This window comes from Pseudomonas sp. GW822-FHT02D10, assembly GCF_058802345.1.
This window is the reverse complement of record NZ_JBXAOB010000005.1, coordinates 259,340-279,454: the sequence shown is the minus strand read 5'-3', so window position 1 is coordinate 279,454 and position 20,115 is coordinate 259,340. Positions and strand designations below refer to the sequence as shown.

At 58.2% G+C, this 20,115-nt stretch carries 21 protein-coding genes and 2 pseudogenes; 13 read left to right on the top strand and 10 right to left on the bottom strand.

From position 1 onward, the window contains the following. Positions 1-21: 21 nt before the first annotated feature. The 4 genes from AC1RPZ_RS11040 to AC1RPZ_RS11025 all read left to right on the top strand — a co-directional run bounded on the left by AC1RPZ_RS11040 (position 22) and on the right by AC1RPZ_RS11025 (position 3,725). Positions 22-1,824 carry a HAMP domain-containing protein gene (locus AC1RPZ_RS11040; protein ID WP_493137057.1) on the top strand — a complete coding sequence of 601 codons (1,803 nt, stop codon included), beginning with the start codon at positions 22-24 and terminating at the stop codon, positions 1,822-1,824. After that, complete coding sequence (gene narL / locus AC1RPZ_RS11035; RefSeq protein WP_493137056.1) at positions 1,821-2,468, top strand: two-component system response regulator NarL; 648 nt, start codon at positions 1,821-1,823, stop codon at positions 2,466-2,468. Before AC1RPZ_RS11040 ends, narL begins: the two co-directional genes overlap by 4 nt. 86 nt (positions 2,469-2,554) lie before the next feature. Further along, positions 2,555-3,232 (top strand): Crp/Fnr family transcriptional regulator, encoded by a 678-nt coding sequence (locus AC1RPZ_RS11030; RefSeq protein WP_493137055.1) that lies wholly within the window; start codon positions 2,555-2,557, stop codon positions 3,230-3,232. A gap of 85 nt (positions 3,233-3,317) precedes the next feature. Then, on the top strand, positions 3,318-3,725 hold the full coding sequence (locus AC1RPZ_RS11025; protein WP_493137054.1) for a putative zinc-binding protein: 408 nt from the start codon (positions 3,318-3,320) through the stop codon (positions 3,723-3,725). A gap of 239 nt (positions 3,726-3,964) precedes the next feature. Here AC1RPZ_RS11025 and AC1RPZ_RS11020 read toward each other — a convergent pair. Next, positions 3,965-4,189: pseudogene (locus tag AC1RPZ_RS11020) on the bottom strand (IS4 family transposase); the annotation flags it as partial. Continuing rightward, positions 4,141-4,356 (bottom strand): hypothetical protein, encoded by a 216-nt coding sequence (locus AC1RPZ_RS11015; RefSeq protein WP_493137053.1) that lies wholly within the window; start codon positions 4,354-4,356, stop codon positions 4,141-4,143. The gene AC1RPZ_RS11015 and the pseudogene AC1RPZ_RS11020, both read right to left, overlap by 49 nt. A 412-nt stretch (positions 4,357-4,768) precedes the next feature. On the opposite strand from AC1RPZ_RS11015, the gene AC1RPZ_RS11010 reads away from it, so the two are divergent. The 8 genes and pseudogenes from AC1RPZ_RS11010 to AC1RPZ_RS10975 form a co-directional block, all read left to right on the top strand. Further along, a complete protein-coding gene (locus tag AC1RPZ_RS11010; RefSeq protein ID WP_477766105.1) occupies positions 4,769-4,945 on the top strand; it encodes a hypothetical protein in 177 nt (58 codons plus the stop codon). 90 nt (positions 4,946-5,035) lie between these two features. After that, positions 5,036-6,253, top strand: a complete 1,218-nt coding sequence (locus tag AC1RPZ_RS11005) for a YcaO-like family protein (RefSeq protein ID WP_493137052.1) — start codon at positions 5,036-5,038, stop codon at positions 6,251-6,253. Then, positions 6,234-7,679, top strand: coding sequence for a TfuA-like protein (locus AC1RPZ_RS11000; protein ID WP_493137051.1), 1,446 nt, complete (start codon positions 6,234-6,236; stop codon positions 7,677-7,679). Before AC1RPZ_RS11005 ends, AC1RPZ_RS11000 begins: the two co-directional genes overlap by 20 nt. A gap of 3 nt (positions 7,680-7,682) precedes the next feature. Beyond that, positions 7,683-7,955, top strand: coding sequence for a MoaD/ThiS family protein (locus AC1RPZ_RS10995; RefSeq protein ID WP_493137050.1), 273 nt, complete (start codon positions 7,683-7,685; stop codon positions 7,953-7,955). Between the two features lies 1 nt (position 7,956). After that, positions 7,957-9,084 carry a ThiF family adenylyltransferase gene (locus AC1RPZ_RS10990; RefSeq protein WP_493137049.1) on the top strand — a complete coding sequence of 376 codons (1,128 nt, stop codon included), beginning with the start codon at positions 7,957-7,959 and terminating at the stop codon, positions 9,082-9,084. Positions 9,085-9,130: 46 nt separating this feature from the next. Further along, entirely contained in the window at positions 9,131-10,435 is a 1,305-nt protein-coding gene (locus AC1RPZ_RS10985) for an MFS transporter (protein WP_493137048.1), read from the top strand. Between the two features lie 47 nt (positions 10,436-10,482). After that, positions 10,483-11,679 carry a spermidine synthase gene (locus AC1RPZ_RS10980; RefSeq protein WP_493137047.1) on the top strand — a complete coding sequence of 399 codons (1,197 nt, stop codon included), beginning with the start codon at positions 10,483-10,485 and terminating at the stop codon, positions 11,677-11,679. After that, positions 11,676-11,846, top strand: a pseudogene (locus AC1RPZ_RS10975) (hypothetical protein); the annotation flags it as partial. The gene AC1RPZ_RS10980 and the pseudogene AC1RPZ_RS10975, both read left to right, overlap by 4 nt. 259 nt (positions 11,847-12,105) lie before the next feature. On the opposite strand, the gene ubiT reads toward AC1RPZ_RS10975, so the two are convergent. The 7 genes from ubiT to norR form a co-directional block, all read right to left on the bottom strand. Continuing rightward, positions 12,106-12,576: a ubiquinone anaerobic biosynthesis accessory factor UbiT gene (ubiT, locus tag AC1RPZ_RS10970; protein WP_493137046.1), complete on the bottom strand. Its 471-nt coding sequence runs from the start codon at positions 12,574-12,576 to the stop codon at positions 12,106-12,108. Beyond that, entirely contained in the window at positions 12,570-13,460 is an 891-nt protein-coding gene (locus AC1RPZ_RS10965; protein ID WP_493137045.1) for a U32 family peptidase, read from the bottom strand. The genes ubiT and AC1RPZ_RS10965 overlap by 7 nt, the downstream gene beginning before the upstream one ends. Positions 13,461-13,470: 10 nt before the next feature. Further along, positions 13,471-14,466, bottom strand: coding sequence for a ubiquinone anaerobic biosynthesis protein UbiU (gene ubiU / locus AC1RPZ_RS10960; protein WP_493137044.1), 996 nt, complete (start codon positions 14,464-14,466; stop codon positions 13,471-13,473). A gap of 132 nt (positions 14,467-14,598) precedes the next feature. After that, positions 14,599-15,837 (bottom strand): molybdopterin molybdotransferase MoeA, encoded by a 1,239-nt coding sequence (locus AC1RPZ_RS10955; protein ID WP_493137043.1) that lies wholly within the window; start codon positions 15,835-15,837, stop codon positions 14,599-14,601. Continuing rightward, on the bottom strand, positions 15,834-16,388 hold the full coding sequence (gene moaB / locus AC1RPZ_RS10950) for a molybdenum cofactor biosynthesis protein B (RefSeq protein ID WP_493137042.1): 555 nt from the start codon (positions 16,386-16,388) through the stop codon (positions 15,834-15,836). Before moaB ends, AC1RPZ_RS10955 begins: the two co-directional genes overlap by 4 nt. Positions 16,389-16,487: 99 nt before the next feature. Further along, positions 16,488-17,135 (bottom strand): pyridoxamine 5'-phosphate oxidase, encoded by a 648-nt coding sequence (gene pdxH / locus AC1RPZ_RS10945; RefSeq protein WP_493137041.1) that lies wholly within the window; start codon positions 17,133-17,135, stop codon positions 16,488-16,490. 97 nt (positions 17,136-17,232) lie between these two features. Then, on the bottom strand, positions 17,233-18,762 hold the full coding sequence (norR, locus tag AC1RPZ_RS10940) for a nitric oxide reductase transcriptional regulator NorR (protein ID WP_493137040.1): 1,530 nt from the start codon (positions 18,760-18,762) through the stop codon (positions 17,233-17,235). Between the two features lie 154 nt (positions 18,763-18,916). On the opposite strand from norR, the gene ytfE reads away from it, so the two are divergent. Further along, on the top strand, positions 18,917-19,591 hold the full coding sequence (gene ytfE, locus AC1RPZ_RS10935; RefSeq protein WP_493137039.1) for an iron-sulfur cluster repair protein YtfE: 675 nt from the start codon (positions 18,917-18,919) through the stop codon (positions 19,589-19,591). 75 nt (positions 19,592-19,666) lie between these two features. Here the strand turns inward: ytfE and AC1RPZ_RS10930 are convergent, their stop codons facing one another. Further along, positions 19,667-20,104, bottom strand: a complete 438-nt coding sequence (locus AC1RPZ_RS10930) for a hypothetical protein (RefSeq protein WP_493137161.1) — start codon at positions 20,102-20,104, stop codon at positions 19,667-19,669. Positions 20,105-20,115: the final 11 nt, after the last annotated feature.

Genomic DNA, 20,115 nt, shown 5'->3' with positions numbered 1-20,115 from the left:
CTTCTCCCCGGATCAGCACCGATGATGCGCTGGTTGCGCAGCTCCCTGCCCGCCCGCGCCGGGCTGGCGGTGATCCTGATCGCCGTACTCGCCCTCGCCAGTTCATTGAGCGCCGGACTGATCGCCTGGTTCAGCCAGGGCGATGCTGCCGCTATCAACACCGCCGGCTCGGTGCGCATGGAGACTTACCACCTGAGCTGGAAACTGGCCGCTGGCGCAACCGGCGAAGAAATCGCCAGCATCACCGACAGCCTGCAAACCCGCCTGAACAGCCAGTCACTCAAAGCAGTACTGGAAGATGGGCCGACCACCGCTCTGCAAATCAGCTATGGGCAAATCCAGCAATACTGGAACGAGGATTTGCTCCCGACTCTGCAGCGCGGCGATACCACCGCTTTCCAAGCCGAGACCCAGCCGTTCATTGAACAACTGAACCACTTCGTCAGCCTGTTGCAACACCAAAGCGAACAAAAGCAAGGCTGGCAACAGGCGATCCAGGGCCTGGCCTTGTTCACCACCCTGATCGTCCTGCTGGTTGGGCTATACGAACTGCAGTACGGCGTTGTCACGCCCTTGAAAGAGTTGGTGGACGCCACCCAGCGCTTTCGTCGCGGCGAATTCAAGGTGCGGGTCAACCATCAGTCCCAGGACGAACTGGGCCAATTGGCCATGAGCTTCAACGCCATGGCCGAGACGATCGAAGAGTCGCATCGCACCCTGGAGAGTCAGGTCCAGCAAAAAACCCTGAACCTGCAACAAGCCAATGCCGCCCTGGAGCTGCTGTACCAAAGCAGCCGAAGCCTGGCCACACGCCTGGCCAATGCCGAAGGGCTGGATGAGTTGATCCGGCGTTTCCAGCAACGCCTGCCCGGCTTGAGTCTGTCGCTGTGTCTACAAGGACACTTGCAGGCGCCTGCCCAGCAGTTGCTCGCCCTGCATGGCGCAAACGTCCGGGATGTCTGCGCCAGCAGCGATTGCGCTACTTGCCAGAAGCACCATAAGGCCAACCCGCAAACCTTCAGCATCAGCAACCAGGGCAGCGAACTGGGTGAGCTCAAGGCGCACTTTGTCGACGGGCATCCAACGCAAGCCTGGGAAACCCAGTTGATCCAGGCCCTGGCCAACCTGATTGGCACCTCGCTCTCGCTCAAACGCCAACGGGAACAGGATCATCGCCTGTTGCTGCTCGAAGAGCGCACGATCATTGCCCGCGAGCTGCACGATTCACTGGCCCAGGCCCTGTCCTATATGAAGCTGCAAGTCAGCCGCATGCAGACCCTGATGCGCCGTGGCGAACCGGTCGAAACCCTGGAAACCGTCACCGCCGAATTGCGCGAGGGGCTGAACAATGCCTACCGCCAGTTACGCGAACTGCTGACCACCTTTCGCTTGCAAATTCACGATGCGGGCCTGGTGCAGGAGCTCAAGGACACGGCTGAGGAGTTCTCCCGTCGTGGGGAATTTCAAGTGCACCTGCACGTCGACACGCTGGCCTTTCAGCTCTCGGCCAGCGAGCAGATCCACATTTTGCAGATCACCCGCGAGGCGCTTTCCAATTGCCTGCGCCACGCCCATGCGCAAAACGCCTGGCTGCAACTACGCCAGGACGGCGAAACCGTCAGGCTCATCGTCGAAGACGACGGGCGTGGGTTCAGCGGCAACGTCAACCAGCGCGAACACCACGGCCTGAACATCATGGATGAACGTGCGCGCAGCTTGCGCGGCCAACTGCAGATATTTTCCAGGGAGCCGCAAGGCACCCGCGTCCAACTGGAATTCCAACCGGAATTTCTCGGACAGCACACAGAAGGTAGCGTCACATGAATCCATCCCTGCAACACACGATCCTGCTGGTAGACGACCATCCGATGATGCGTCACGGCATCCGCCAGATGCTTGAGCTCGAAGATGATTTCGAGATCGTCGGCGAAGCTGGCAACGGCGAAGAAGCTCTCAGCCTCATTGAACCGCTGCAACCGGATCTGGTTTTGCTCGATAACAACATGCCGCAGATGAATGGCATCGAAACCCTGCGCCGATTACGGGCAATGCACTACACCGGGAAAGTGTTGCTGTTCACTGTGTCGGACGCCGAAGACGATATTCGCGACGCACTGCGTCTGGATGCTGACGGTTACCTGCTCAAGGACATGGAGCCCGAACTGTTGATTCAGTACATCCGTGATGCACTGAACGGCGCGTTGGTGATCAGCCCGGGGCTGACTCAAGTCATGGCGCAGGCGCTGCGCTCACCGCCACGCCAGGCCGTGGTGGAACTGACCGAGCGTGAGCGTCAGGTGTTGAAAACCATCGCCAGCGGCTTCAGCAACAAGGTCATCGGGCACAAGCTGGGCATTACCGAAGGGACGGTCAAGGTTCACGTCAAGAACCTGCTGCACAAACTCGGATTACGCTCGCGGGTCGAGGCGGCGGTGTGGGCCATGGAGCATCTGCGCAGTGCGGGCTGACGGGCATCCCTCTTTGGAGGTAGGCCAGCAGAGGCATAGGTCATCCGGCCTGCGCTCTCTACTATAAGCGTCAGCGGAGGTACGCCATGCTGACCCACCCTTCCATCGTTTTAATCTTGCGCCGTCATCATTTGTTCAGCCAATTGCCTGAGAAGGTCTTTGAGGACGTCTGTAGCCTGGCCATGCTCAAGCGCCTGAATTGTCACAGCACACTCCTGCATCAAGGGGATCCGGCCAAGCGTTTTTTCCTGCTGGTCAGCGGTCAGATCAAACTGTACAGGCTCACCGGCGAAGGTCAGGAGAATGTGGTGGAGATCATTCAGCCTGGCCAAACCTTTGCCGAAGCCTTGCTGTTCAGCCAGGCCCGACTCTACCCGGTGAGCGCGACCGCCCTGAAGGACAGCGTGCTGGTGAGTATCGAGGGCAGCCATTACCGCAAAGCCCTGGAAGACCAGCCAAAAGTCTGCCTGGCAATCCTGACGAGCATGAGCATTCACCTGCACCAGCGTCTGCGGGACATCGATACCTTGACCATGGTAAGTGCGAGCCGTCGGGTCATTAATTTCCTGTTCCAGGAGCGCAACCCGGTCACCGGCCAGATTGTCTTGCAGGTGTCCAAACGCCTGGTGGCGTCGAAACTGGGGATCCAGCCAGAAACCTTTTCGCGGATTTTGCATCGGTTGGTGGAGTGCGGCCTGATTGCAATGGAGCGACGCCATATCTGCATCCTCGCTGAAGAGGATCTGGCCACGTACCAACAGTAGCCGGGCCAGTCTCGGATTTGACCATGGTCAAGGCGCAATACTGCCAGCCTTGCACACTGGCAGAGTCCATCAGTGGAGAACCCTCATGCCCGATTCAACCCTGCCTTTGGTCTACTCCTGCTCCGGTTGTTCCAATGTCGCCCAACTGGCCAACAGCCTGGCCTTGCGCCTGGATCGCGCAGGCCTGGCCGAAATGTCCTGCATCGTCGGTGTCGGCGGGCATGTCGCTGCACTGGTCAACAAAGCGCGCTCGGGACGGCGGATCCTGGCGCTGGACGGCTGCCCGTTGCAATGCGTCGAAAACTGCCTGAAACAGCATGGCCTGCACGCCGATGTGCACCTGATCCTCAGCCATCACGGCCTGCGCAAACGCTATGGCGAGGACTGCACTGAGGAGCAGAGTGATGAGTTGTTTGAGGAGGTTAGACGGTTGCTTGGTGGAGGGGATCTTCAGGAAGAGAACTGCCTGATCGAGGTTACCGAAACGGCTTGAGAAGACGAGCAGGTCCTAGTGTCAAACACCGAAACTGTGGCGAGGGGGCTTGCCCCCGTTGGACCGCGAAGCGGTCCTAAAACCGGTATCCGCGGTATGTCCGTTAGAAAGCATGAGCCGGTTTACGACTGCTTCGTCCGAACGCAGCCCGACCCGATAGCGGGCAAGCCACGCTCCCAGAAGGTAGCGGCTGATCACGCACTCTCGAGGACGCGCAACGCTTCGCTTGTCGCTTGCCTCAGCGCTTTTATGGTCGGGGTCAGACGCTCTGCACTGCCAGCGACTAACACTCGAAGCAAAGCAGGTTCGGTCCGACTGACCTTGTCATGGAGCGCTGCCAAGCTGACCGGAAAGTCATCCATCAGCCTCGCAGCGGCATGCAGTGAAGGGCATAAGCCCAATGAGACAAGGGCCATCAGCTCAACGATGCTCGAAAACAAAAGCTCGCACGGGTGTTGGCGTTGACAATCGGTGTGGCGTCATCACCCAGCGTGAAACTTTCTAACCAGTCCAGCTTGTGCTGTTGAGTGGCGATGTAGCCATCCATGGTGGCGGCAACGTAATAAACCAGCTTCGACAAAAACATTATTTTTGGCCCATATACTTTGCCATTTCGGCCTGAATTGATCATTCCCCATGTTCGCGCCCCTTCGGAAACTCTTCTGAATGCATACCGCTTTATAAATGACCGAAGGGACTGCCATTCTTCATTCGGATTTTTTTGAAGTCAGCTCAACCGACACTGCAAACCTAGTCTTGGCTTAGACAATGCGTCAAGAACTTAAAAAATTTCAGAAATTACTTACGGAAATTTCGAAGGTCGATCCTAGGACAGCAAGATACTTATCCAAAGAATCTGTAAGCCCATTCCTACAACCATTGCGACTAATGTTTCAAGCAACTTTCTAGCACTTCGCGGACATATAAAATCGCAACATTTTGAAACTAGCATTGATTTGACGTGAGCTCCATCATCTGCAAAACCTTATAGGCGTTGCGCAACAAACTTTCTCAAACGCAATACTATTGGCAGGATAAATAAAATGGACTTTCTAGTTAATGATGTAACCTTTGAGCTTGAACTGGACGCAGAAACCGCGGAGAAGTTCTCCGTCATTTTGAACGATGAAAGCCTGATGCACGCCGGTTTTGTGGCGCATCAGTCGAACAACAACGTGTTGACGCTGGCTCTGGCTGAAGACGTAAAAATCGCAGCCTGAAAAAACGGGAGGGAAGTAATTCCCTCCCGTTTTCTATTGTGTCGAACATGATGCTTGCTTATACCTTTCATCAGTCAAAGGTAACCCCTTATGAAAAGGCTTAGTTCGAGCCTTCGTCGCCGCAGTGCCGAAGAAACATTAAAGATTATCGTCAACGATATAGCCCCGCGATTGGGTATTACCCGGGTGACCGACACAACCTGGCTGGACCGCATAGGCATTCCTGTGTTTGCCAGCATACGACCTGATGCATTGAAGGGTTCGCTGTGCGTAAACGCTGGCAAAGGCCTCAGATCAGCAGAAGCCAAGATAGGCGCGTACATGGAAGCCATCGAGTTCAGCCTTGCGCAATACAACACCGCGCAACTGAAACTGTTAAAGACCACGCCGAGACAACTCATTGAAAGCCACGAAGGACGAATAGCGTTCAATCAGTTCTGCATGTTGTACGGCTTCTCTGCCGACGCCGACTCGCCCATCATGGCCATCGAAGTTGAAGATGTATTGCGCAAGCAAAAGGTGCTTGCACCCGCCGAACTGGTGTTCATTCCCTACCCCGAAAACCCTGGGCAACGACTCTTCGGGGAAAGCTCCAGTGGCCTGGCTTCAGGCAATGACTTGGTGGAAGCCTCGGTACACGCTGTTTGCGAACTCATGGAGCGCGATGTTCAAGCCTTTAATCACCTGCATGACCGCTCCTGCCTCGTCAATCTGGACCGCTACAGCGCAGAAACCGACGCCCTGATCAATAAAATCAATGACGCGGGGTTGAGCCTGTCGGTTCGTTACACCGAGAACTGTTTTGGCCTGGCCTACTTTCAGGCTTTTATCATGGAAGAGTCCTCCCAGGCGCCCATCTCTGTGGCCACCGGTTCAGGGTTGCATCCCATCAAGGAAATCGCCTTGATCCGGGCCATCTGCGAGGCGGCCCAAAGCCGTTTAAGCCACATCCACGGAGGCCGGGACGACATCATCGAGCGCGTCAAATACTTCGAGAAGAAGGGCCGTTCGGCCGAACTTCAGGCCATCTCACGCTTGCGTACCGTGGCCACCTCCCAGGACCAGATGATCGATTACTCCTCCATCGACTGCCAGGAAGCCGCGATCCCCACGATCGAATCGGCCTGGGAGTTGCTCATTGAGCGGTTGCAGCGCGTCGGGCTCAGTACCGTGCTAAGGGTTTTGCTCAGTAAAGCGACGGACGACATCACCGTGGTCAGAATCATTATTCCGGGGCTTGAAGCCTTTGAACCCGGTTTGAAAAGGGTCGGTCCGAGGTTACTTACGTATGTCAAACAAAGCGCTTGAGGCATGCACGCTGTTTGCGGGCCCCTCCCTGCAAGGAATAGACAGTCAATTACTGTGCGGTGATGGCCTGGTGTTACGCCCGCCCGTCAAACGCGGCGATATCGAACGCCTGGTGGCGCAATCGCCCCCTTCGAACCTCGCCATTGTCGATGGCGTGTTCCATGCACACCCTGCCGTCGGCCATGCCGAGATACTCGACGCCCTGGGCGCGGGTTGGCGTATTTGGGGATTGTCGTCCATGGGTGCCATTCGCGCTTGTGAAATGGATACGCTGGGAATGACAGGCTTTGGTGAAGTGTATCGACAATTCGCCAGCGATCCGGACATGTCCGACGACGAAGTGACCCTGATACATCAAGCACAAGAGCCCTTTCTTTCACTCAGCGAACCACTTATTCATATCAGGCAGTTTTTAAGACAGTGGACGACTGAACAGATCATTACGTCAGCACAAGAACAACACCTACTTCACTACCTGAAAAACATGTGGTACGGACATCGAACACTAAATTGTTTGAGAGAAGCCTTGCTGGCACTCCCTGTCGCGGAGAAACAAATAGACAACGCCCTGGCCAACTTTTCCGCCTACAGAATAAAGAGCCTGGACTTGATCGACTTTCTCAAACTGCAACCATGGACGAGGACGGTAAACAGAATGTCGCCATCAGAGATACTGTGTGAAATAAATGGTTTGCCCTTTGTGAACCCCATGTTCAATAGCAAAAAACTTTTAACGCTCGTCGCCGTTGTACGTAAAAATATCGAGGGAGGCGAGTTACCTTTAACCACCTATTTGCAACCAGACTTTGCCACTACCCTGTATAACCGGCACGTCGAAGGTGCGCCCGCATTTCCGCCCCATCAAGCGCTCGGTAACGCCGAGCAGATCATGTTGGCCGAAGCGAAGAGCAACCTCAAAGCCTTGCTGCCGGAATGGACCAGATTATTGGACCTGCCGGTTAATATACATAAGTTGCTGACTCAACAAGTCAGCCTGACCAATCCCGTACTGCCGCAACAAATGTTTCTGGGCGAAGCCGCGTTTACCAGCATGACGGACCTTGAAGAGTTACTGGTGCATGAACTGTCCCATATCTGGTCCAGTTTGATCGCTGAGATTTACGACTTCCAGCTCAAGGACAGTTCGAACGACTACATACTGCCATCAGGAACCGGCGGCAAGAACCCTAGGGGTGTCTTGCTGGCTTGCCTGTTTGCGGTCAGCGCCGTGAACTACCACCAGCGGTTGCTGGCCAGCGGTTCCGTGCGAGCTCGTCCCGAACGACTTGACTACTTGCACCAGTACTTCCTCAAAAGTCTGGCCACTCTCCAGGCTTCGGCCGAACTGTCCGAAATCGGAAAACTGATCACCTCCAGGCTGGATGCGTTTTCCAGCGACCTGACAACTGACGCCGTTCAAGGATGACCCATGGCAGTCGTACATTTTCCCCGGCAGTTCATGTCCTACACCGATCAGCATAAAACACACGCCATTGAGGGCTTGTGTGTCAGCGATGTACTGAACAATCTGACCGCACGGTTTCCCGACCTGATTGGCCCGGTCTTCTCTGAGGACCTGTACCCGCTGCCGTTCGTGGGGTTGTTCGTCGACGGCATGCCCGTGACCAGTGAGCATGACCGCCGTTGTCCCCTGGACAGTAATGCGCAATTGATTCTGATCAACGCAGTGGCAGGTGGCTGACATGCAATGCAACCTGAAAACGGACACCTCCCGTTACGCCCGCCAAATCATCCTCAGCGAGGTCGGCGCTCAGGGGCAGCAGCGCCTCAACGACAGCAAGGTGCTGGTGGTCGGCGCCGGGGGGCTGGGCTGCCCGGTACTCCTGTACCTGGCAGGTGCTGGCGTCGGGACGATCGGCATCGTTGATAACGACATCGTCGACGTGAGCAATCTGCACCGACAAATTCTCTATGCGATTGCCGATGTAGGCGACCTGAAAGTGTTGGCAGCCAAACGTCGCATCAATCAGTTGAACCCCGACATCGTCGTCCACACCGTTGCCACGACGCTGAACCCGGACAACGTCCTGTCGCTGCTGGCGGAATACGACATCATCGTCGACGCCACTGATAACTTCGACGCCAAATACCTCATCAGTGACGCCTGTATCGAGTGTGAAAAACCGATGGTCTATGCCTCGATCAGTCAGTTCGAGGGACAGGTGTCGGTATTTAACTATTACAACCGGGACACCCAACAACGGGGGCCGTGCTTCCGGGATCTGTTCGAAACACCGCCGCCACCGCACTTGACACAAAACTGCTCGGGAGCGGGCGTTCTTGGCGTCATACCTGGCTTGCTTGGTTGCTTTCAGGCCAATGAAGTACTCAAGCTCATCCTCCGTGCCGGGGAGCCCTTGAGCGGGCATTTGTTGTCTATTGATTGCCTGGACAACACTTTCCACCTGTTGAACATCAACAAAAAAACACGGGACCGGCCCCCTGCGAAAACGCTTGGCGCTACGACCACGTCTGCGTGGCGCGACAGCGACTGGCTGTCACCCAACACACTGCATGACTGGATAGCGACACAAGCGCCATTCCAATTGGTCGATGTGCGCGACGTCAGCGAGCATCAGCAAGGCTCGCTGGGCGGCAAACTGATTCCGCTCAAAGACATCATCAAGCGCCAGGAAGAACTCGATACCACCCGCCGTATCGTTTTCTATTGCAAATCCGGCGTCAGGAGCAAGGCGGCCCTGCTGGCAGTTCGCAGCGTCAGCCAGGAAGCGGAACTCTATAGCCTTGAGGGTGGCATCGAGCGATATCTGGCGATTTACCCTGATGAGCGTCACCCCGTCGTTTCTTGAACCCCCCTGATTGTGCAGTCACCCTATTCGGATCAAAGGTACGTCAATGAGTGCAAATTTTTCAGGCATTACGTGGGGCTTTCCCGGCATCGACCGACGTCTGCTGAAAGTGCAATTCAGCTTTTTACTGATGGTTCTGGGGGGACGGTGCAATCAACTGGCGGTGGCCTGGTGGGCCTTGCAGGAAACAGGCTCTGCGCTCTATTTCGCCAACATGATTGCCTGTTCCATCGCGGCGGAAGTGTTAGCCAAACCTCTGCTGGGATGGCTGGGGGACAAGTACAACAAAATCCTGATCATCAAGCTGGCCTCATGGATCAGCCTGCTGACAGCACTGTTGATGGTGGTGCTGTCCGCCACGGGGTCGTTCAACCCCTGGACGGTGGGCGCGCTGATGATGATCAGCAGTGCGATCGTCGGCGTACGCGACCCTCTCCAGGCGTCGATCATTCCTTTGTTTGCAGACGACGATAAAGTCTCCCTGGCCTTTCGGACCAAAAGCGTGATGTCGTCCTTTTCCATTCTGCTGGGGCCGGTACTGGCTAGCGGGTTGATTTACGGGTTCGGTATCACATTCGCCTTTGCCGCCGATTTTTTTGCGATTCTCATCGCCGGGGCGTTGATCGCGACCATCCCGAGCCGCATCGGTGCCACTGGCCAAGGCGAAAAAGCCCCGGGTGCCAGCGGCTTCAGCATGATCTATTCCGGCTTCAAAGTGGTTTACGGAGTGAAAGTCGAGTTTTACCTGGCCATCATTGCAATGCTGATCAACTTTGCCCTGTTTCCGTTCTTCACCATCCTGATCCCACTGTACGTAAAGGACGTCATCCAGTACCCGGTCACTTACATCGGTCTTCTGGATTCGTGCTTCGGGCTGGGCATTCTGGCGGGCAGTTACAAGATCATCGGCTGGTTATCCGACCGGGTCCCCCGTGACATGTGTGTATCCGCAGGTTTTGCATTACTGGGGTGCAACCTGGTGGTGGTCGGGACCGTTTCATCGTCGTTCATCGTGCCCGCGGCCTTTTTCTGCGGCGGCGTCGGCCTGATGTTGATCAACATCCCCACCTCTGCTGTGAGGTTGCTGGCAACGCCAAAACTCCATCGCAACCGGATTTTTGCCACGGTTTCATTTCTGTCTGCAGCGGCCAGCCCCTTGGGCAGTTTCGCGATGAACACCCTGATCGCCTATCTGGGGGTCGCACTGACAATCACCCTGCTGGGCGTCATGGTGCTGCTGTTGTCTCTGCTGGTCTTTCTGGTACCCGACTTCAAAACTTTCATGCGTTCCCAGGATACGCAGCTCAATGATGCCTATCTGGACAAATATCCCAAAGCGTTTGCGCACTGACGTGCCTCGCCGTACCCCGCCTCTTACAAACGGAGTTGCCTTTCACCATGCCGGACTTCAAGGATCGACCTGAATCTGCTCGACATGAACAGATCTTCTGCGGCCAATATTATGACGACATGAGCTGTACCGGTTTTCTGGGGGACCCGTCCAAGGATCGAATCTCGGTTCTGATGCTGGGGCTTTCGGACGGTGTGGCGCTGGCGCCGATCGCAGCCAGCACCAGAGTGGCCAGTCTGTTGGCCGTTGATCTGGACGAGACCGCACTCGTGCGCAGCCTCGACAACCGGAACCGACTTGCAGAGCATATCGACTTTGACAGCGTGGTCGCCGATGCCGCGCACTTCCTGGTCGTCACTCCTGACCGGTACGACGTCATTATTGTCGACCTCTACACCCAGAGCGCTTATGCCCCGATCGTGTTTGATCACGGATTCCACCAACTATTGAAGAGCCGCCTCAATCCCCTCGGTCACGTGGTGTTCAACGGTTTTGGCGTTCCCATGAACCTGGACCCGTTCAACGGCCCTACGCCCCAGGCTTGGCTCGCCCACTGCCTGAACGACAGCTGGGGCGACATTCATTACCTGCCCCACCGACGCAATGCGACGTTCATTATCGGCCCACCGCCATCAACCATACTGGGCACCTCACCAGCCGTGGAGTGTTTATGCGCCAGTGACCGGCTCTTTATGGACATCATGAGCCTTCGCCTGCGCTACCTGACACCCACGGTTATCCGTCACGCACCGCTTGTGCCCCCGGCGCTGGACTTCGTCGGGATTGATCTGGAGGTGCAAAAACGCTGGATGGACTCGTTACCGGCCTTGTCTGCACTGCTTCCGGCCTCGCTGAAGCTGAGCAAGCCCAACGATCTTCGTGTGTTACTGGATGACCCGGACGCTTGCCAAGCGCTGCAAGAGCGATTATTGAAGGACAAGTCGTCGCTGCGTACCACCCTAGCGTTGCTGATCGCAGGCGAAGTCAACTTCTCGGACCGCGATATGTCATGGCTCCCCGACTGGGTCGTCGCGACACTGGAGAACAGCGTCGAGATCCACCCACGAGACTGGCTGGAGGGTTTACTCCCTTACGCCTATGGCGTCATTACCCACAGAACCCGGGGAGATGTGTCCAAAGTGGAAGGTTTTCGACGGGCGCTAGCCCGATTGTCACCGAGTGTTTCCCTCACGCCCAGCGATAATGAACCCACAAGCGCTTACGCTGCCACACGTAAACCATAGAACACCTTCAGGCTTTCAGGCGTACCCGCGAACTGGCGGGCGTCACTGTCCCGGTCATTGGCCAGGGCACCTGGCGCATGGGCGAAGATCGCTCGGCCCACAAGCGGGAAGTCGCGGCCCTGCGCCAAGACATCGAACTGGGCATGACGTTGATCGATACCGCTGAGCCAGAGATGTCATGGCAAACGGGAATTGCATCGTTCGGTAGGGGGCGTTCGTGGAGCGCATACCTCCTCCAACGGGCTTCGCGTTTACAAGGTTATTGCGGGATACGCGGTCGGTGAGTTGGCGCAGCCTGTGATCTTTTGGCGGTTTCGGAGATGCCGAAGAGCAAGACCAAAAGATCGCAGCCTGCGGCAGATCCACAGGAGATCTGTGTACATCCGCAGGAGACAGGCCGGCTGTCAGGCCGCCTTCGCAGGATTCTCACACCGCCGCCAAGCCCTTCCCCGCCCGCTCCAGATTGCGCCACAGCCAGACAGGCAAGACGTCGGGGTCGAGGCTGTCGATCAGGTTCTTCAGCGCCAGCCCCAGTTCGGTATCGCCCTCGATGACCAGGCGTCTGCGAAAAAACAGCGTGTCCGGATCTTCCTGACGGCTGGCCAGGAGTAGAAACTCTCGCCAGTTGCCGCTGATGGTCACGTGCGCTTTGGCCTGCGCGGCAATTCGCAACCCCTCACAACTGAAGGTCAGGTACCAGGACAAGCCCAGGTCCGGAATACGCAGGCACAGCCAACGCCCGCGTAACACTTCGAACTCACCCTCGCGCAACGGCTCGGCGAGGCAGCGATTGAGCGCCTGCTGCAACGCCAGTCGCTGCACGGCAAAAGGCACCCGGCGTACCAACGGCAGTAATCGATCGGCACCTTTCAACAGCCACTTTTTTCGATTCAACACAGGCCGGCCTCCTCGACGCGCAACATGCCGGCCTGGCCATGCCAGTAGCCATTGCAACCTTCGACGAACAGCGGTGGTGTCTCGCCCAGACGAACCCGTTGATAGGCGGCAACCACCTCGGCCATGCCCTGAGCGCGAGGGCTCAAACGCAACAAGTCAGCACCGCAGGCCACCAGCCCGGAATAGTCAGCCAATAGATTGGTCACCTCGGCCGACATCGTTTGAATACCGTTGAGGGTGAACAACGGTTGCCCTTCCTGGCTGGTCAGTGCCAGGCCATCGGGGTAGTTGATGCAACAAAACTGGCAGTCGTCCTTGGGCCGGTTCTCCGCCCGGGCCGTAAAGCAGCGGGCGGAATAGGCCAACGGCAAATGCCCATAGGCGAAAATTTCCACCTCCGGCACCTTTTGACCGAGTTCGCGCACTTGCTCGAGCACATCGCCAATCAGCGCCGCCGAACACTCAACCGGCGGCACCCAGCGGGTCATTCCGCAGTCCAGCAATTGCGCCAGCGCATGCCCGTTGTACAGATTGAGAGCGGGACCTGCAACGAAAGGCAATTTGCGCTCGGCCAGGTACTGCACCGCTCCCATGTCGTTGGCCTCCACCAGCAATTGGCCGTTATCGCAGAGTCGGCGCAGGCTGGAGAGTTCGGAGGCGGCTTCGATCAGCGTCAGGCTGGAAAGCACCACCTGCGCCTGGCTGCACTCGTGCAATTCGCGCCCCAGACCCAGCCATTGATCCAATGAAAATGCCCGGCGTTTAGAACACACGGTTTCCCCCAGATAAATCACATCCAGGGGCAAGGCCGACATCTCGGCGTAAAAGTGACTGAGTTGCTCTTTGTCCCAGTAAAACAGGACCGGTCCCAGGCTGAGTTTCATGTTCCGTCCCTCATTGCCATGATCGATGATAAGCACCCAGGGTGGTCTGGCTGCCTTCGGACAAGCTGGCCAGCACCTGACGCCATTCATCCTTGACCCGAAAACTGCCCGGTGAACCACGATGGGCATCCAGCGCCGCCCGCCAGACGCGGGTGACTTGTTCGACATAGGCCGGGCTACGTTGTCGGCCCTCGATTTTTACCGCTTCGACGCCGATGGCCGTCAATTCCGGCAGCAAGTCCAGGGTGTCGAGGCTGGTGGGTTCCTCCAGCGCATGAAAGCGTTTGCCGTCGACCAGGAAGCGGCCCTTGCACAAGGTCGGGTAACCAGCCGGTTCGTCAGGGCTGTAGCGGTCGATCAGCACTTCGCTGAGTCGCGCGTTCAAGCCTTGGGCGTCCTCGCTCCAGCGCACGGCCTTGGCCGGCGAACAGACACCGCACAGGTTCGGCGACTCGCCGGTAATGTAGGAAGACAAGTGGCAACGCCCTTCAGCCATGATGCATAAGCTGCCAAAGCCAAACACTTCGATGGGCACCGGGCTGCTCGCGGCGACCTGACGGACCTGCGCCAACGACAACACCCGTGGCAGCACCGCACGCCGAATGCCGTAGCGCTGGGCATAAAACTCCAGCGCCGCAGCATGGGTCGCCGAGCCCTGGACTGACAGGTGCAACGCCAGTTGCGGATGTCGCTGGCTGGCATAGTTGAGCACCCCGGGGTCGGCGGCGATCAGCGCATCCACGCCGAAATCGGCGGCACGATCCACCGCTCGCTGCCAGCGCTCCCACCCCTTGGGCTGAGGGTAGGTGTTGACCGCGACATAGAGTTTGCGCTGATGCTGGCGGATGTGGGCGACCGCTGCGTCGAACTGCTTGTCGTCCATGTTCAGCCCCGCGAAATGTCGGGCATTGGTGTCATCGCGAAATCCGACATAGACAGCATCGGCGCCTTGGCGCACCGCCGCTTTAAGCGCAGGCAGGTTCCCTGCCGGGCAGACCAGTTGCATGGGAAGTCCTCATGAAAAAAAGCGTTTCGACCGTCGTCTGATGCCCGTGACGCAAGGGTCCGGGGCGATCGAAAAAGGCGCTGCCAGTCTAGCGAGACCGGCAGGCACGGCCTTGACGGCAATCAATTGCCATCAATGCATCAGGTCGGCGAAGGACAGGAACATCACGTTGTCGTGCTTGAGCACTTGCTGCTCGCACTCGATCACCGCCAGCCCGTCGGCCCAGCAGGCAGCGGTCAACATCGCCGAGCTTTGCTGAGGGTGCAGTTCCACGCTCAACTGGCCATTGGCACCAGGCGTCAACCTTGCCCGCAGGTACTGCCGGCGCTTCTTGTTGCGTTGCAACCAGTCGAACCCGGCCGGGACGGCCAACGGCACCGGCATCACGTCTCTCACGCCCTGGGCCCTGAGCAGGAACGGACGCACCACCACCAACGCGGTAATCAACGCCGCCGAAGGATTTCCCGGCATGCCGATCCAGGGCTTACCGAGCACTTCGCCGAAGGCCAGCGGTTTACCGGGCTGGATCGCCAACCGCCAGAAATCCACGCTGCCCAGTTCCTCGATCGCCTGTTTGAGGTGGTCCTCCTCGCCCACCGAGACGCCACCAGAGCTCAGCAGCATGTCGCACTCCGAAGACGCCAGACTCAAGGCATGCCGACTGGCCGCCAGCTCATCGGCCATGACGCCATAGTCGTGTACCTCGACGCCCCAGCCGCGCAACAACGCCGAGAGGCAATAGCGATTGCTGTTGTAAATCTGTCCTGGCGCCAATGGATCGCCCGGCTCACGCAGTTCATTGCCGCTGCTGAGCAAGCACACCTGCAACGGTCGATAGACCTCGACCCGCGCCACGCCTGCGCCGGCGAGCAACCCCAGTTCTTGTGCGCGCAGGCGCTTGCCAGCCTTGAGCAACAGGTGCCCCCGGCGAACTTCCTCGCCCTCCTTGCGCACATGATCGCCGCCGCGCACGGGCGGGAACCAGACGTACTCGCCCTCGATTCGGCATTGCTCTTGTGGCACCACCGTATCGGCACCCGGAGGCAACGGTGCGCCGGTAAAGATCTGCACCGCCTGCTGCGCGAGCAAGGGCGCGCGCGCCTGATCCCCCGCCGCGATTCGTCCGCCAATCGACAAACAGCCACCCGCCAGCGGCAGGTCAACCGCTCTGAGGGCATAACCATCCATGGCACTGTTGTCCCAGGCCGGCAGGTTCACCGGGGAATGAATGTCCGCCGCCAGAACCCGCCCCATGGCTTGATCCAGACGGATCATTTGCACCAGGGGCGGCGGCGGAGCCTGGTCCAGCAGACGGCCGATGGCCTCGTCCACGGGCATCAGGTTACCGCTGTCACACACCCTGCCGGTCATGAGCGTGCCTCACAAGCGTCACTGATTCGCTGCGCCTGGGGTTTCAAATGCGGGGCGAAATTGCACGGACCGGTGCGACTGTCCAGTTGTTCGAGCAGGATCATGTTCCAGGCTGTTCGGCAGGCTCCCGGCGAGCCCGGAACGCAACACACCAGCACACCGTTGCTCATCCCGGCCAATGCCCGTGACTGCAGACTGGACATGCCGATTTCCGCCAGGGACACCTGACGGAACAGTTCGCCGAAGCCTTCCACATGTTTGTCCAGCAATGGCAAGACCGCTTGCGGTGTGTTGTCGCGAGCGGTGAAGCCGGTGCCGCCGGTCATCAATACAACTTGCACTTCAGGGTCGGCGATCCAGTGGGATACCTTTGCGCGGATCTGATAAATATCGTCCTTGACCAGATCACGATCGATCAACACATGCCCGGCCGTTTGCAGCAAATCAGTCAGTGTCTGTCCCGAGGTGTCGGTCTCAAAGGTGCGCGTATCGCTGATGGTCAGCACGGCGATGTGAAGGGATTCAAAAGTGCGTTGCGCCAGATGGGCCATATCCAAGCCTTCCCGTAGATGAGGGTAGGCCAAGCCTGAACCGGAATTCCGGCCTGGCCTATTCCTCCAAGGAGGTACCTCGACGGAGCGAATGGATCCTCAAGGCGCGATACGGCTGCGACACCACACGCCGTTCTGCAGGCGGTAATCGAGACGGTCATGCAAGCGATCGGCACGCCCCTGCCAGAACTCCAGACGTTCAGGGTGCAGGCAGTAGCCACCCCAATGCTCGGGTCGCGGCACAGTCTGGCCAACGAAACGCTTGATGGTTTCTGCCAACAGCGATTCAAGCACTGCCCGACTGGCAAGCGGCCGGCTCTGCGGTGAAGCCCAGGCGCCCAAGCGACTGGCCACCGAGCGGGAATCGAAGTACGCATCCGAGAGCTGCGGGTCGAGCCTGGACACCTGGCCTTCAATACGAACCTGACGCTCCAGCCCCGGCCAGAAAAAAGTCATGGCGGCATTCGGGTTGGCGGCCAGCTGCAAACCTTTGTCGCTCAGGTAATTGCCGAAAAACGTAAAGCCGTCGTCGCTCAAGCCCTTGAGCAGCAGAACCCGAGCGTGCGGGCGCCCGTCACTGTCGACCGTCGCCAGGATCATGCTGTTGGCCTCGACAGGTGCGCACTCGGTATCCCGTGCGTGTTGCATCCACTGTCGGAACATGGCCAGGGGATCGTCCAGTGCAGCATCATCCTGCAGGCCATTAAGGGTGTAGTGACGACGCATTTGAGCCAGGGAAAGGGGCATGAGGGTGATCTCCGGAAGGTTCTGCGCAGTGTGCGAGACACTGCGCTACACAACCTTGACCACCATCAACACCGAGCATTGAAGAGGCGCGCCCGTTTTACTTGAGCCGTAAACGCCGGGCCAGTTTGTGCAGATTGCTGGGGTCGACTTCCAGCAGCCGTGCGGCGCTGGCCCAGTTCTCCCCGGAAAGACTCAGGGCATGGAGAATTTTTTGTCGCTGACAATCGTCGACGGCGTCGCCCATCGCCTGGAACGGCACATCAGACGTGGCGTCCAGTGGCCGCTCGACGATCGCCCCCGGCGCGCCCATCGCACTGTCGAGATCCAGGATGTCAGGCTCCAGCGTCATGATCAGCGTGCGACTCGTACCGCGACTGAGCTGCTTCAACGCGGCTCGACTGATCACATGCTCCAGTTCGCGCACATTGCCCGGCCAGGTATACGCCAGCAAGGCCCGCTCGGCCGCTGGTGACAAACGCAAACCGCGCAGACCAAGCCGTGCCCGATTGAGTTCAAGGAAATGCCCGGCCAGCATCAACACATCGTGACCGCGCTCACGCAGGGCCGGAATGGGCACCGGGTACACCGAGAGCCGGTGATACAGATCGGCACGAAACAAGCCGTCGCGGATACTGTCTGGCAGATGCCGGTTGGTCGCGGCAATGATTCGCACATCGACATGCAATGGCTTGTCGGCTCCCAGTCGCTGGATCTCGCCGTTTTGCAGGGTGCGCAGCAGCTTCGCTTGAACGCTTAACGGTAATTCACCCACTTCGTCGAGAAACAGCGTTCCGCCATTGGCGGCATCGAAACGTCCGGCACGGTCACTCGTGGCGCCGGAAAAGGCGCCTTTGACATGACCGAACAACTCACTCTCTGCCAGAGACTCCGGCAAGGCAGCGCAGTTGACCTGCACCAGCGGCTTGTGGCTGCGCCGTGAAAGACGATGCAGCCGTCGGGCGAACAGCTCTTTGCCGACGCCAGTTTCGCCCAACAGCAAAACCGGCAGATCGGCGTCGGCCAGTACATCCAGCTCATTGAGCAACTGGTGCAACACCTCACTCTGCCCCAGTATTTCGCCTTCATCAGCGGGCATCCGCAGCTCTTGAAGATCGCTGCGGGACATACGCAAGCTGCGGATTTCCTGTTCAAGTCGGGTGACTCGCACAGCGGCTTCGATCTGCAAGGTACTACGTTTGAGTTCCTCCCGCGCACGGCTGTCGAAGGTTCCGGCGTGCAGCGCATCGAGCGTGATCGCGCCCCAGATCCGCCCCTCCACATACAGGCTCACGCCCATGCAGTCGTGCACCGGCAACGGTTCGCCGACATGGTTGTCGAGCAAGCCGTCATAGGGGTCCGGCAGGCGGCTGTCAGGCTCGAACCAGGTCGGCTCGCGCGACGCCATGATCGCTGCCAGCCGAGGATGCTGAGCAATGACAAACCGGCGCCCCAACGCCTCATGAACCAGCCCCACTGTCGCGACAGGTCTGAGACTGTCGTCATCCAGACGCAGCAATCCCACGGCGCCACTGTTGAAGTATTCGCGCAAGGTCTGGACAAGTCGTTGCAAACGTACGGCGTTGGGCAACTCGACGATCAGGTCGGCTGCCAGGCTTTCACGCAGCATGGTAGTAATTACCCTCTATGGTTGGATTCACCCTAAAGCGTCAGGGTGCTTATCACCACAACTAAAAATTAATCAATATTTATCAATCATTTAACTATGGCATGCCGGATGCAATGAGCCTGGGGAACCGTTGAAATCCAATCAAGGAACCCTGATGAGCCAGACCCTACTGGAACAAAGCCTCGGCCAACTGGCCTGTGACATACCCGGTGCCACGCGGATTTTTCACACCTTCAAACTGGACTTCTGCTGCGGCGGGCACAAAAGCCTGCGTGAAGCGGCCCTTGGCAAAGGACTCGACCCGCTACTGATTGCCGATGCCCTGCACACTCTGCAAGACGCCGGCGAAACCCAGCACGATTGGCGCAACGAACCTTCGGAACTGTTGATCGCCCACCTGCTGGCGCGCTATCACGCCCGCCACCGCGAGCAACTGCCGGAACTGATCCGCCTGGCCCGCCGTGTCGAGCAAGTCCACGGGGCGCGCAGCAGCTGCCCCAACGGCTTGGCCGACCTCCTGACAGACATGCAACAAGAACTCGAAGGCCACATGCTCAAGGAAGAACAAGTGCTCTTCCCGATGCTGCAACAAGGCATCGGCCCCCAGGCCGCACCACCGATCCAGGTGCTGCGCTTCGAACACGATCAACATGGCGAAGCGCTGGAGAAGATGCTCGCACTGACCAACCACATCACCCCGCCAGCCGATGCCTGTAACACCTGGCGTGCCCTTTATCGCGGGCTGCTGGAGTTTCGAGACGACCTGATGCAGCACATCCATCTGGAAAACAACGTGTTGTTCATTAACGCCCTGATCCCTCGCCATTGATCGATTGCCGCTCACACCAAACCCGTGCCAGCCGACCGGTTGACGCGGGTTTTGTTTGCAAGAGACTACTTGCGATCAGCCATGCCAATAGAACATGGCCTTGGCGAGGATCACGATCAACACCATGTGGCCGAGGATGCTACGGCGAATCCAGCTCGCGCGGGTCGTGGTCAGTCGCGCGCTTTTCAGCCAATACGCCAACAACAAGTAATGGCCAATGATGCTCAGGGCCAACAGGATTTTCAGGCTTAGCAACGTGCCAAAACGGCTGGCCAGCGGCTGACTCAATGCACCTCGGTATTGCCACGCCAGGCCGATGCCGGCGCCATACAACAGCAACACCACGCCATGCAGCACTTTGCGCGAACGCACCGCAATAGCCTGATCCGCCGTCAATTGCGTCGCGTCCGTCAACTGCTGGCGGGTGCGATGCCAGATCACTACCTCGAAAAACAGCGTCCCGATGAAGGCAATCGCCGCCAGCAGGTGTGTCACCAGTAAAAAGGGATACATCACCGGTAGCC

Excerpts from the sequence above, each read along its gene's own strand:
- moaB (WP_493137042.1), bottom strand. The coding sequence starts at position 16,388 with ATGGCCCATCTGGCGCAACGCACTTTTGAATCCCTTCACATCGCCGTG.
- AC1RPZ_RS10955 (WP_493137043.1), bottom strand. The coding sequence starts at position 15,837 with ATGACCGGCAGGGTGTGTGACAGCGGTAACCTGATGCCCGTGGACGAG.
- AC1RPZ_RS10985 (WP_493137048.1), top strand. The coding sequence starts at position 9,131 with ATGAGTGCAAATTTTTCAGGCATTACGTGGGGCTTTCCCGGCATCGAC.
- narL (WP_493137056.1), top strand. The coding sequence starts at position 1,821 with ATGAATCCATCCCTGCAACACACGATCCTGCTGGTAGACGACCATCCG.
- norR (WP_493137040.1), bottom strand. The coding sequence starts at position 18,762 with ATGCTGCGTGAAAGCCTGGCAGCCGACCTGATCGTCGAGTTGCCCAAC.
- AC1RPZ_RS10965 (WP_493137045.1), bottom strand. The coding sequence starts at position 13,460 with ATGAAACTCAGCCTGGGACCGGTCCTGTTTTACTGGGACAAAGAGCAA.
- AC1RPZ_RS11015 (WP_493137053.1), bottom strand. The coding sequence starts at position 4,356 with ATGATCAATTCAGGCCGAAATGGCAAAGTATATGGGCCAAAAATAATG.
- AC1RPZ_RS11040 (WP_493137057.1), top strand. The coding sequence starts at position 22 with ATGATGCGCTGGTTGCGCAGCTCCCTGCCCGCCCGCGCCGGGCTGGCG.
- AC1RPZ_RS10990 (WP_493137049.1), top strand. The coding sequence starts at position 7,957 with ATGCAATGCAACCTGAAAACGGACACCTCCCGTTACGCCCGCCAAATC.
- AC1RPZ_RS10995 (WP_493137050.1), top strand. The coding sequence starts at position 7,683 with ATGGCAGTCGTACATTTTCCCCGGCAGTTCATGTCCTACACCGATCAG.
- AC1RPZ_RS11025 (WP_493137054.1), top strand. The coding sequence starts at position 3,318 with ATGCCCGATTCAACCCTGCCTTTGGTCTACTCCTGCTCCGGTTGTTCC.
- pdxH (WP_493137041.1), bottom strand. The coding sequence starts at position 17,135 with ATGCCCCTTTCCCTGGCTCAAATGCGTCGTCACTACACCCTTAATGGC.
- AC1RPZ_RS11030 (WP_493137055.1), top strand. The coding sequence starts at position 2,555 with ATGCTGACCCACCCTTCCATCGTTTTAATCTTGCGCCGTCATCATTTG.
- ubiU (WP_493137044.1), bottom strand. The coding sequence starts at position 14,466 with ATGCAACTGGTCTGCCCGGCAGGGAACCTGCCTGCGCTTAAAGCGGCG.
- AC1RPZ_RS11000 (WP_493137051.1), top strand. The coding sequence starts at position 6,234 with ATGTCAAACAAAGCGCTTGAGGCATGCACGCTGTTTGCGGGCCCCTCC.
- ytfE (WP_493137039.1), top strand. The coding sequence starts at position 18,917 with ATGAGCCAGACCCTACTGGAACAAAGCCTCGGCCAACTGGCCTGTGAC.
- AC1RPZ_RS10930 (WP_493137161.1), bottom strand. The coding sequence starts at position 20,104 with ATGTATCCCTTTTTACTGGTGACACACCTGCTGGCGGCGATTGCCTTC.
- AC1RPZ_RS10980 (WP_493137047.1), top strand. The coding sequence starts at position 10,483 with ATGCCGGACTTCAAGGATCGACCTGAATCTGCTCGACATGAACAGATC.
- AC1RPZ_RS11010 (WP_477766105.1), top strand. The coding sequence starts at position 4,769 with ATGGACTTTCTAGTTAATGATGTAACCTTTGAGCTTGAACTGGACGCA.
- AC1RPZ_RS11005 (WP_493137052.1), top strand. The coding sequence starts at position 5,036 with ATGAAAAGGCTTAGTTCGAGCCTTCGTCGCCGCAGTGCCGAAGAAACA.